This window comes from Pseudomonas sp. B21-059, from assembly GCF_026016285.1.
Lineage (GTDB): Bacteria > Pseudomonadota > Gammaproteobacteria > Pseudomonadales > Pseudomonadaceae > Aquipseudomonas > Aquipseudomonas danubii.
In genome coordinates, this window is sequence record NZ_CP087201.1 from 6,539,157 (window position 1) to 6,550,115 (window position 10,959).

At 61.5% G+C, this 10,959-nt stretch carries 14 protein-coding genes and 1 pseudogene; 8 read left to right on the top strand and 7 right to left on the bottom strand.

What is annotated here, in order from left to right; genetic code table 11:
• Positions 1-6 precede the first annotated feature (6 nt).
• The 3 genes from rnk to cyaY form a co-directional block, all read right to left on the bottom strand.
• The gene (gene rnk / locus LOY69_RS29220; protein ID WP_011064182.1) at positions 7-420 is read right to left on the bottom strand and encodes a nucleoside diphosphate kinase regulator; all 414 of its coding nucleotides are present in this window, start codon (positions 418-420) and stop codon (positions 7-9) included.
• A gap of 142 nt (positions 421-562) precedes the next feature.
• Complete coding sequence (locus LOY69_RS29225; protein WP_102862228.1) at positions 563-796, bottom strand: DUF1289 domain-containing protein; 234 nt, start codon at positions 794-796, stop codon at positions 563-565.
• A 4-nt stretch (positions 797-800) separates the two neighbouring features.
• On the bottom strand, positions 801-1,133 hold the full coding sequence (gene cyaY, locus LOY69_RS29230) for an iron donor protein CyaY (protein WP_102862229.1): 333 nt from the start codon (positions 1,131-1,133) through the stop codon (positions 801-803).
• A gap of 239 nt (positions 1,134-1,372) precedes the next feature.
• On the opposite strand from cyaY, the gene lptM reads away from it, so the two are divergent.
• The 6 genes from lptM to LOY69_RS29260 are packed head-to-tail and all read left to right on the top strand — an operon-like array spanning position 1,373 to position 5,965.
• Positions 1,373-1,531 carry an LPS translocon maturation chaperone LptM gene (gene lptM / locus LOY69_RS29235; RefSeq protein ID WP_082729310.1) on the top strand — a complete coding sequence of 53 codons (159 nt, stop codon included), beginning with the start codon at positions 1,373-1,375 and terminating at the stop codon, positions 1,529-1,531.
• A gap of 9 nt (positions 1,532-1,540) precedes the next feature.
• Positions 1,541-2,788, top strand: coding sequence for a diaminopimelate decarboxylase (gene lysA, locus LOY69_RS29240; protein ID WP_265073915.1), 1,248 nt, complete (start codon positions 1,541-1,543; stop codon positions 2,786-2,788).
• 4 nt (positions 2,789-2,792) lie between these two features.
• A complete protein-coding gene (gene dapF, locus LOY69_RS29245) occupies positions 2,793-3,623 on the top strand; it encodes a diaminopimelate epimerase (protein WP_265073916.1) in 831 nt (276 codons plus the stop codon).
• A 13-nt stretch (positions 3,624-3,636) separates the two neighbouring features.
• Positions 3,637-4,362, top strand: a complete 726-nt coding sequence (locus LOY69_RS29250) for a DUF484 family protein (RefSeq protein ID WP_102881265.1) — start codon at positions 3,637-3,639, stop codon at positions 4,360-4,362.
• A gap of 2 nt (positions 4,363-4,364) precedes the next feature.
• Positions 4,365-5,261, top strand: a complete 897-nt coding sequence (gene xerC / locus LOY69_RS29255) for a tyrosine recombinase XerC (protein WP_265073917.1) — start codon at positions 4,365-4,367, stop codon at positions 5,259-5,261.
• The gene (locus LOY69_RS29260) at positions 5,261-5,965 is read left to right on the top strand and encodes an HAD family hydrolase (RefSeq protein WP_170002937.1); all 705 of its coding nucleotides are present in this window, start codon (positions 5,261-5,263) and stop codon (positions 5,963-5,965) included. Before xerC ends, LOY69_RS29260 begins: the two co-directional genes overlap by 1 nt.
• 124 nt (positions 5,966-6,089) lie before the next feature.
• Here LOY69_RS29260 and sutA read toward each other — a convergent pair whose 3' ends face one another.
• From sutA to glnK, 4 genes are all read right to left on the bottom strand, one after another.
• Entirely contained in the window at positions 6,090-6,413 is a 324-nt protein-coding gene (sutA, locus tag LOY69_RS29265; RefSeq protein ID WP_007926654.1) for a transcriptional regulator SutA, read from the bottom strand.
• 102 nt (positions 6,414-6,515) lie between these two features.
• On the bottom strand, positions 6,516-6,941 hold the full coding sequence (locus LOY69_RS29270; protein WP_102862235.1) for a secondary thiamine-phosphate synthase enzyme YjbQ: 426 nt from the start codon (positions 6,939-6,941) through the stop codon (positions 6,516-6,518).
• Positions 6,942-7,150: 209 nt separating this feature from the next.
• Positions 7,151-8,488, bottom strand: a complete 1,338-nt coding sequence (locus LOY69_RS29275) for an ammonium transporter (RefSeq protein ID WP_102881269.1) — start codon at positions 8,486-8,488, stop codon at positions 7,151-7,153.
• Positions 8,489-8,521: 33 nt separating this feature from the next.
• A complete protein-coding gene (gene glnK / locus LOY69_RS29280; protein WP_002555808.1) occupies positions 8,522-8,860 on the bottom strand; it encodes a P-II family nitrogen regulator in 339 nt (112 codons plus the stop codon).
• 416 nt (positions 8,861-9,276) lie between these two features.
• Here glnK and LOY69_RS29285 point away from each other — a divergent pair, with 416 nt between their 5' ends.
• Positions 9,277-9,537, top strand: a complete 261-nt coding sequence (locus LOY69_RS29285; RefSeq protein ID WP_072451854.1) for an accessory factor UbiK family protein — start codon at positions 9,277-9,279, stop codon at positions 9,535-9,537.
• Positions 9,538-9,715: 178 nt separating this feature from the next.
• Positions 9,716-10,558, top strand: a pseudogene (locus LOY69_RS29290) (YifB family Mg chelatase-like AAA ATPase); the annotation flags it as partial.
• Between the last annotated feature and the right edge of the window lie 401 nt (positions 10,559-10,959).

The window sequence follows — 10,959 nt, forward strand, 5'->3', positions numbered from 1 at the left end:
CGCAAATCAGAGGTGGTAGTCGCCCGCGGCTTCCGGCTGGTATTCCACTTCCAGCAGAGTCAGCTTCAGGGTCTTGCCACCCGGCGCCGGCCAGTCGATGTATTGACCCACCTGCAAGCCCAGCAAGGCGCTGCCCACGGGTGCAAGGATCGAAATCTTGCCTTCGTCGGCGTTGGCGTCCTGTGGATAAACCAGGGTCAGGTGATAGTCCTTGCCACTGCTTTCCTCACGGCAATGCACACGCGAGTTCATGGTTACGACACCGGCCGGTACTTCATCGTGACCCACCAGCGTTTCGGCACGATCCAACTCGGTTTGCAGTGCAATGACGCCTGGCAGCGAGTCGTCCAGGCTGTCGATCAGGCGCTCCAGACGTTGCACGTCAAGGCGGGTAAGGATGATGGATGGTGCAGTACTCATGATCCTGGCTGACTCCTATTTTTTCTGCACAAAAAAGCAAAACCCCGCCAAATAAGACGGGGTTCTCACCGGCCTCGATGTAGCGAGGCGAAGTCGGACACTATCACAGCACACTGAATAAACAAACCGTACCAGTACGAACCTAAAGTCCCCCGGCTGTACCGCTCTGTTTGCGCTGCAGCGCTTGTGCGCAGATCACTCGCCGCCGCTCGTCATCGGCCGAACGCCACTCGCGAATATCCTCCACATGGCGGAAACAGCCGCGGCAGACCTTCTCCTCATCGAGACGGCACAAACTGATGCACGGCGAACTGACCGCCGGGCTGACATTGCTGTAGAGCGGCTTGGGCGGTCGGGCTGCGGCAGGCTGAGTCACGACCTCAGAGCCCTTCGAAATCGAGCTTGATATCCGCCTGTTCGAGAACGATGCGTTCCAGCATCTCCCCCAGCTGCTCTTCACTCTTGTCACACATCCAGCGCTCGCTTTCCTCGTCGTAGTCGAAGTGGAAACCACCGGAGCGGGCGGCCAGCCACAGCTGGCGCAAAGGTTCCTGGCGGCTGAAGATCACCTGGCTGCCGTTGTCGAACTTGACGGTGAGCACTCCGGCGGAGCTTTCCAGGTCAATGTCCAGGTCGCTCTCATCGAAAATATCCTCCAGCGTCTGCTGGGTGGCGTCCACCAGGTCGTGAAAACGGGCTTCGGTCAAACTCATTGCAGGAACCTCAAAAAGTGTCTACTCACGCTCAAGCGCCGCAAGATACGGACGCTCCCCGGCGAATGCAAAGGATACCGAACAGGCGGATAAATGCGACGCCCATTGTGTCGGAAGCCGACCAAAGCCTCTGAGCAGCCCCTGGCAAAGGCCCGCTGGACGGGAGTTACGCTGCATAGGCAAGCTGCCGGGTGGCCGGTATACTCGGGCGCAATTTACGCATTCTCAAGGATTTCGCCATGAAGCGCCTGATCTCTTCCCTTGCTGCGCTCGTCGCGGTTGCCTGCCTTGTTACCGCCTGCGGCCAGAAAGGCCCGCTGTATCTGCCCGATGACAGCAAATCCCCAGAAGAACAGGCGAAATCGCAGTCGAAGTCGCACAAGCACGACACCTACTAAGGGCTCACCATGGACGCTTTCAACTACCGCGACGGTGAGCTGTTCGCGGAAGGCGTAGCCCTGTCCGCCATTGCCGAGCGTTTCGGCACGCCGACCTACGTCTACTCCCGAGCGCACATCGAGGCCCAGTACCTGGCCTATGCCGAGGCGCTTGCCGGCATGCCGCACCTGGTCTGCTTCGCGGTAAAAGCCAACTCCAACCTGGGTGTGCTGAATGTCCTGGCGCGCTTGGGCGCAGGCTTCGACATCGTCTCTCGAGGCGAGCTGGAGCGCGTCCTGGCGGCTGGCGGCCAAGCCGACAAGATTGTCTTTTCCGGTGTCGGCAAGACCCGTGACGACATGCGCCGAGCCCTGGAAGTGGGCGTCCATTGCTTCAACGTCGAGTCCGCAGAAGAGCTTGAGCGCCTGCAGCTGGTGGCCGCCGAACTGGGTGTTCGCGCGCCAATCTCGCTGCGAGTCAATCCCGACGTCGATGCCGGCACCCACCCGTATATCTCCACCGGGCTCAAGGAAAACAAGTTCGGCATCGACATTGCGACTGCCGAGGACGTGTACATCCGCGCCGCGCAGCTGCCGAACCTGGATATCGTCGGGGTCGACTGCCACATCGGCTCGCAACTGACCACCCTGGCCCCTTTCATCGACGCCCTCGACCGCCTGCTGGATCTGGTGGATCGTCTTGGAGAATGCGGCATTTACCTGCGCCACATCGATCTGGGTGGCGGTCTGGGCGTGCGTTATCGCGACGAAGAGCCGCCACTGGCCGCCGACTACATCAAGGCCGTGCGTGAACGCCTGGATGGCCGCGACCTGGCCCTGGTGTTCGAACCGGGCCGCTTCATCGTGGCCAACGCCGGTGTACTGCTGACCCGTGTCGAGTACCTCAAGCACACCGAACACAAGGATTTCGCCATCGTCGACGGCGCCATGAACGACCTGATCCGCCCAGCGCTGTACCAGGCCTGGATGGATGTCAGTGCCGTCCAGCCGCGGGATGCCGAACCCCGCACCTACGACATCGTCGGACCGATCTGCGAAACCGGCGACTTCCTCGCCAAGGAACGCCACCTGGCCCTGGCCGAGGGCGATCTGCTGGCGGTGCATTCCGCTGGTGCCTATGGTTTCGTCATGAGCTCGAACTACAACACCCGCGGCCGTGCCGCTGAAGTACTGGTCGATGGTGACCTGGCTGTTGAAGTGCGTCGCCGCGAGACGGTAGCCGAGTTATTCGCTGGCGAAAGCCTGCTGCCGGAGTAAGACCATGCTGCTGCGTTTTACCAAGATGCATGGCCTGGGCAATGACTTCATGGTTCTCGACCTGGTCAGCCAGCACGCGCATATTTTGCCCAAGCACGCCAAACAATGGGGTGATCGCCATACCGGAATCGGCTTCGATCAACTGCTGATCGTCGAGGCCCCGAGCAACCCGGACGTGGACTTCCGCTACCGGATCTTCAACTCCGACGGCTCCGAAGTGGAACAGTGCGGCAACGGCGCCCGCTGCTTCGCCCGTTTCGTACTGGACAAGCGCCTGACCACCAAGCGTCAGATCCGCGTCGAGACCAAGAGCGGCGTCATCGAACTGGATGTACGCAACGACGGACAGATCAGCGTCAACATGGGGGCTCCGCGCCTGGTGCCGGCGGACATTCCGTTCCAGGCCCCGGCCCAGGCCGACAGCTATACGCTGGACGTCGATGGCCTGCAGGTCGAGCTGGCCGCCGTGTCCATGGGCAACCCTCACGCCGTGTTGCGGGTGGATGACATCAACAGCGCGCCGGTACACGAACTGGGGCCGAAGGTCGAGCATCACCCGCGCTTCCCGGCGCGGGTCAATGTCGGCTTTCTCCAGGTGCTGGACCGTCAACGCGCGCAATTGCGGGTCTGGGAACGTGGCGCTGGGGAAACCCAGGCCTGCGGTACCGGCGCCTGCGCAGCCGCAGTGGCCGCGATCAGCCAGGGGTGGATGGATTCGCCCCTATTGATCGACCTGCCGGGCGGGCGCCTGTCCATTGAATGGGCAGGCCCTGGCCAACCGGTGATGATGACCGGTCCGGCAGTGCGCGTATACGAAGGACAGGTGCGTCTTTAAGTGAGCGAAATCCATGACTGATCAGCCGCAGGCTCCCGCCGCAAAGCCCGACCCAACGCCTTCTGCCGACCTGGACGCAGCCGCCGTCGCCGCGTACCTGGAGGCCCATCCGGACTTCTTCGTCGAGCACGACGAGTTGCTCCCGGCCTTGCGCATTCCGCACCAGCGCGGCGACACCGTATCGCTGGTGGAGCGGCAGATGAAGATCCTGCGCGAGCGCAACATCGAGATGCGCCATCGCCTGTCGCAATTGATGGACGTGGCCCGGGACAACGACCGGCTGTTCGACAAGACCCGACGCCTGATCCTGGCCCTGATGGACGCCACCAGCCTGGAAGAGGTGGTGATGAGTGTCGAAGACAGCCTGCGCCAGGATTTCCAGGTGCCCTTCGTCAGCCTGATTCTGTTCAGCGACAGCCCCATGCCGGTAGGCCGCTGGGTCTCCGCCGCCGAAGCCCAGGGCGCCATCGGCGGCCTGCTTTCAGAAGGCAAGAGTGTCAGTGGCAGCCTGCGCGAGCACGAACTGGACTTTCTCTTCGGCGAAGAACAGCGCAAGCAGATCGGCTCCACTGCGGTAGTCGCCCTGGCGCACCAGGGCATGCACGGTGTACTGGCCATCGCCAGCCGTGACCCGCAGCACTACAAGAGCTCGGTAGGCACCCTGTTCCTCAATTACATTGCTGAAGTCACCGGCCGCGTGCTGCCGCGCTTCACCCACTCGCTGCGCTCGGTACGCTGACCATGCAGCAGCAACTGGATGCCTACTGCGCACACCTGCGCAGTGAGCGCCAGGTGTCGCCCCATACCCTGCTGGCCTACCGGCGCGATCTCGACAAGGTGTTGGGATTCTGTGAAAAGCAGCAGGTGCGCAGCTGGACCGACCTGGATATCCAGGGCTTGCGCAGCATGATTGCCCGCCTGCACCAGCAAGGTCAGTCATCACGCAGCCTGGCACGCCTTCTATCCGCCGTGCGCGGGCTCTATCACTACCTGAACCGCGAAGGGCTGTGCGATCACGACCCGGCCAACGGCCTGGCACCGCCAAAGGGCGAACGTCGCCTGCCCAAGACCCTGGATACCGACCGCGCCCTGCAACTGCTCGACGGCGCGGTAGAAGACGACTTCCTGGCCCATCGCGACCAGGCGATCCTGGAACTGTTCTACTCCTGCGGCTTGCGTCTCTCCGAGCTGACCAGCCTGAACCTCGAACAGCTGGATCTGGCCGACGGCCTGGTGCAGGTGCTGGGCAAAGGCAGCAAGACCCGTGTGCTGCCGGTGGGCAAGAAGGCCCGGGAAGCCCTGACGCTGTGGCTGCCGCTGCGAGCCCTGAGCAACCCGCCGGACGGCGCCCTGTTCGTCAGCCAGAAGGGGCGCCGCCTGGGGCCACGAGCCATTCAGTTGCGGGTCAAGGCCGCCGGCGAGCGGGAACTGGGACAGAACCTGCACCCGCACATGCTGCGCCATTCCTTTGCCAGCCATTTGCTGGAGTCCTCCCAGGACCTGCGAGCCGTGCAAGAGTTGCTGGGGCATTCGGACATCAAGACCACACAGATCTATACCCACCTGGACTTCCAGCACCTGGCAGCGGTCTACGACAGCTCCCATCCACGGGCCAAACGCAACAAAGGCGGTGAGTAATGACCATCAAGCTGATCACCTTCGACCTCGACGACACCCTGTGGGATACCGCGCCGGTGATCGTCAGCGCCGAAGCCACCCTGCGCCAGTGGTTGACCGAGCACGCACCGAATCTCGGCGGCGTGCCGGTGGAGCATCTGTGGGCCATTCGCGAACGGGTGCTGCAGGACGAGCCGACGCTCAAGTACCGGATCAGCGCCCTGCGCCGCCGGGTGCTGTTCCATGCCCTGGAAGAGGCCGGGTATGAGCACAGCCAAGCCAGCCAGCTAGCCGACCAGAGCTTCGAAGTGTTCCTGCATGCCAGGCATCAGCTGGACATCTTCCCCGAGGTTCAGCCGACCCTGGAGGCCCTGGCCAATCATTTCGCCCTAGGGGTCGTCACCAACGGCAATGCCGACGTGCGTCGCCTGGGTCTGGCGGACTACTTCAAGTTCGCCCTGTGCGCCGAAGACATTGGGGTCGCCAAGCCGGATGCCCGGCTGTTCCATGAAGCCCTGCAACGCGGTGGCGCAACGGCCGAAACCGCCGTGCATATCGGCGATCACCCGGGCGACGACATTGCCGGCGCCCAGCAGGCGGGCCTGCGGGCCATCTGGTTCAATCCTGCGGGCAAGGCCTGGGAAGCCGAGCGCGCCCCTGATGCCGAGATTCGCAGCCTCAAAGAACTGCCAGCACTGCTGGGTCGCTGGCACAGCGGCACATGATGCGGCTCGTTCTGTAGGAGCGAGCTTGCTCGCGATCGCCGCCACGCAGCGCCATTTACCCGGCACGCGCCCATGAAAAAGCCCGCAGCGACGGCGGGCTTTTTCAGCAAGCAAGTAACAAGGCTCAGATAGGCCGGCTGCCGTACTTGTTATCAGGCTTCTTGGGCGGATCGGCGACCACATTGGCCTCGACTTCCTGCACTTTGCCGCCACGGGCCAGGAACTCTTCCATGGCACGCGCCAGTGCATCACGCTCCTTGTTCTTGGCTTCGACACTCGGCAGCTCGTCTACCGAGACGGCGGCCTTGGCCTTGCCTTTGGCGGTCGGAGCAGGAACATCACTGCCGTCGTCTTCCGCCACATCGTCGGCGGCCGCTTCAAGACCTTCTTCGGTTTCGTCTTCGTCACCTACTTCGAGGTCGTCGTTTTCCAGATCATCGTCGCTCATGTTCTACCTCATGACTTGCGAAAAGCAGATTAGTTATAGCCCAGCTGCGCCGACTGTCGAAGGCTGCCGGAAAAAAATCAACGTCCACTGATACTCAGCGGCTTATGCCCGATCACCCTGCAGGGTGGCAAGGACTTTGCGAGCACCGCCATGATCGCGATGCTCGCCCAGATAAACACCTTGCCAGGTGCCTAGCGCCAAGCGCCCCGCCGCTACCGGCAAAGTCAGCTGACAGCCTAGCAAACTGGCTTTGAAGTGCGCCGGAAGGTCGTCCGCGCCCTCGTCGTCATGTTCGTACCCGGCCATGCCTTGAGGCACCAGGGTGTTGAAGAAACGCTCGAAGTCACGCCGTACCGCCGGATCGGCGTTCTCGTTGATGGTCAACGAGGCCGAGGTATGTTGCAGCCATAAATGCAGCAGACCAACCCGACATGCCCTCAACTCAGGCAGGCCGGCGAGCAACTCGTCCGTCACCAGATGAAAGCCCCGGGGCCTGGCCCGCAGGGTAATCAGGGTCTGTTGCCACATACCGATCTCCACGCTTCGGCGCGCATTCTAGCGCGCTCAGGGAAAAAACAAAGCGCCGAATAATCCTGCTTTAGTGTAAGCATTTGTCCTGCTGGAAATCGCCACGGCATACACGCCAATGCTTGTCAGTAAATCCATTCAGCCTTTCTCAATGACAAACGCCAGGCAAAAAAATGCCCGGCCGGAGCCGGGCGTTTTTTCAGGCGCGATTACAGGTTGTAACCCCGCTCGTTGTGTTGTGCCAGATCGAGGCCGACCGCTTCTTCTTCCTCGGTAACCCGAAGCCCGATGATGGCATCCAGGACCTTGAGAATGATGAAGGTCACGATCGCGGTGTAGATCACGGTAAAGCCCACACCTTTGCACTGAATCCAGACTTGCGCGGCGATGTCGGTCACGGTGCCGAAGCCGCCCAGAGATGGAGCGGCGAACACACCGGTGAGGATCGCGCCAAGAATACCGCCGATGCCGTGAACGCCGAAGGCATCCAGGGAGTCGTCATAACCCAGCTTGCGCTTGAGGCTGGTGGCACAGAAGAAGCACACCACGCCAGCGGCCAGGCCGATGATCAGGGCGCCCATCGGGCCAACGGTGCCCGCGGCCGGAGTGATGGCTACCAGGCCGGCGACCACGCCCGAAGCGATACCCAGCGCGCTTGGCTTGCCGTGGGTGATCCACTCGGCAAACATCCAGCCCAGAGCCGCGGCGGCAGTAGCGATCTGAGTGACCAGCATGGCCATGCCGGCAGTACCGTTGGCCGCAGCAGCGGAACCGGCGTTAAAGCCAAACCAACCGACCCACAGCATGGCCGCGCCCATCAGGGTATAGCCCAGGTTGTGGGGAGCCATCGGCGTGGTAGGGAAGCCTTTGCGCTTGCCCAGTACCAGGCACGCCACCAGGCCTGCGATACCGGCATTGATGTGGACCACGGTGCCGCCGGCGAAATCCAGCACGCCCCAGTCCCACATCAGGCCGCCATTGCCGGACCAGACCATGTGCGCGATCGGTGCATACACCAGGGTGAACCAGACGCCCATGAAGATCAGCATGGCGGAGAACTTCATCCGCTCGGCGAAGGCACCGACAATCAACGCCGGAGTGATGATGGCGAAAGTCATCTGGAAGGTGATGAACACCGCTTCAGGGAACAGCGCCGCCGGGCCGGTTACGCTGGCTGGGGTCACGCCCGCCAGGAAAGCCTTGCCCAGGCCACCGAAGAAGGAGTTGAAGTTGACGACGCCCTGTTCCATGCCCGTCGTGTCGAACGCAATGCTGTAGCCATAGATGACCCACAGAATGCTGATCAGGCCGGTAATGGCAAAGCACTGCATCAGCACTGAAAGAATGTTTTTCGACCGCACCATGCCGCCGTAGAACAGCGCCAGGCCAGGAATGGTCATGAACAGCACCAAGGCTGTGGAAGTCAGCATCCAGGCGGTGTCGCCGGAGTTGAGGACTGGAGCTGCCACTTCGTCTGCCGCCATGGCCAGGCCAGGCATTACGAGGGACAAAAGGGCTCCTAGCCCTGCGAATTTACGCAGAGTCATATTGTTTTCTCCTGGGGCGTTGGGTTTGGCGGCTTAGATTGCGTCGGTATCGGTTTCGCCGGTACGGATGCGAATAGCCTGTTCCAGATTGACCACGAAGATCTTGCCGTCACCGATCTTGCCGGTGTTGGCGGCCTTGGTTATCGCCTCGATAACCCGGTCAAGATCCTTGTCGTCAATGGCGACATCGATCTTCACCTTGGGCAGGAAATCCACCACATACTCCGCACCGCGATACAGCTCGGTGTGACCCTTCTGCCGGCCGAAGCCTTTGACCTCAGTGACGGTAATGCCCTGCACGCCGATCTCGGACAGCGACTCGCGCACGTCGTCCAACTTGAACGGCTTGATGATGGCAGTGACTAGCTTCATGAAACTCTCTCCCGAATTGGTGGACTTGCCCCAGGAAAACAAACCCGACTCAAGTCTAAGCGCAGTGCCTGGCTTTGTAACGCATCGTCGGCCTTCCTCAGCCAGACCGACGCCAGCTAACCGCTTCTGACGAAACACTCCCCGCTCCGCCTGCCGCACTGCATTCGTCACAGCGACTGCATCAGTGCATGGGTCACCAAGGTCTAAGCAGAAAGCTTGCCAGCTCGGGAAAAATCAGTGATTTCAGTCCCTTGCCCACGGCCGTCCGGGCTTGCCACAAATCGGCATCGCGGATACGCACAATAACGGTGCGCGAGCGCCCGCCCGGATGCGCGAAAAACGTGCAGAGCGGGCACCACCAAGCCCTTGAGCCGTGCGTGATACACTGCGGCCCATCTGCTATTCAGGACACTCCCATGCTCGCGCCCAAAGACCTTCTCGATGCCCTGAGCGGCCACGCCTCGCGTTTGCTCAGCGGTGAAACACCTCTGCCTCGCAATGAAATCGAAAGCCAGTTCAAGGCCCTGCTGCAAAGCGGCTTCAGCAAGCTGGACCTGGTCAGCCGGGAAGAATTCGACAGCCAGATGGTGGTCCTGGCCCGCACCCGGGCACGCCTGGAAAGCCTGGAGGCCAAAGTGGCGGAGCTGGAAGCCCGGCTCAATCCGGCAGCGCAATGAGCTGAGCCCGCGATTCGCCGGCAAGCCGGCTCCTACAAACCTGGAGCCGGTTTGCCAACGAAAGCCATAGCGCCGGCGACATATCCTGTGCGCATTCAAAGCTCCTCCCGCCAACGACCTCATCTATCCTTGCAGCACCGCAGGACGCGGTTCCCGCTGTCTCAAGGAAGATCTCCCCATGTCCCTGGCAATCATCCACAGCCGTGCCCAAGTGGGCGTACAGGCTCCGGCTGTCAGCGTTGAAGTGCACCTGGCCAACGGCCTGCCGAGCCTGACCCTGGTCGGACTGCCGGAAGCCGCAGTCAAGGAAAGCAAGGACCGGGTGCGCAGCGCCATCCTCAACGCCGGATTCAACTTCCCGCCGCGACGCATCACCCTCAACCTGGCACCCGCGGACTTGCCCAAGGACGGTGGACGATTCGACCTGGCCATCGCCCTGGGCATCCTCGCCGCCAGCGTGCAGGTGCCGGCCCTGGCGCTGGACAACATCGAATGCCTGGGTGAGCTGGCCTTGTCCGGCGAGGTGCGAGCGGTGCGCGGTGTGCTCCCGGCCGCGCTGGCGGCACGCAAGGCCGGACGCACCCTGCTGGTGCCCCGGGCCAATGCCGAGGAAGCCTGCCTGGCCTCGGGCCTGGAGGTGATCGCCGTAGACCATCTGCTGGAGGCCGTCGCCCACTTCAATGGGCACGCCCCCCTTCCGCCTTACGTCAGCGACGGCTTGCAGGAGAATCACACGCCCTACCCCGACCTGCGGGAAGTCCAGGGCCAACTGGCTGCCAAGCGTGCCCTGCTGGTCGCTGCCGCCGGTGCCCATAACCTGCTGTTCAGCGGCCCGCCCGGCACCGGCAAGACCTTGCTGGCCAGTCGCTTGCCCGGCCTGCTGCCAGCCTTGCAGGAAGACGAAGCCCTGGAAGTCGCAGCCATTCAATCGGTGAGCAGCCACAAGCCGCTGCACCACTGGCCGCAGCGCCCCTTCCGCCAGCCCCATCATTCGGCATCAGGCCCTGCACTGGTGGGTGGCGTGTAAAACACATCGATTAATAAGAATTTACATATAAATATGATAAATTCTATTTTTAGGTGAGAATTTTCATTAGGTTTTTGGTGGATTTCATTCAAGCGCTAGCGGAGGATTCAGCGGTCTGGGAAATCCTCGGGGTTAGAGAGGTGCGTTTCCTCGACAACAACCCTTCATCGATTGCTCTCGAATTTTTTTGTTTTAGTCGAGATCCCATTCTTGGCCCATGTAAATGTCTTGTTAGGTCTTTTTATTTGCCGTTCACTGCATTAGTCCAGGTTCTCCCTGGATCTTCATGGCAACACGGACGACAAATAACTAAAAGCCTACGATGGAAAAAGATGCGTGTAATAGATCCTAGGCGATCTCAAATTATAAAATGTCGAAAATCGTATACGAGCGAA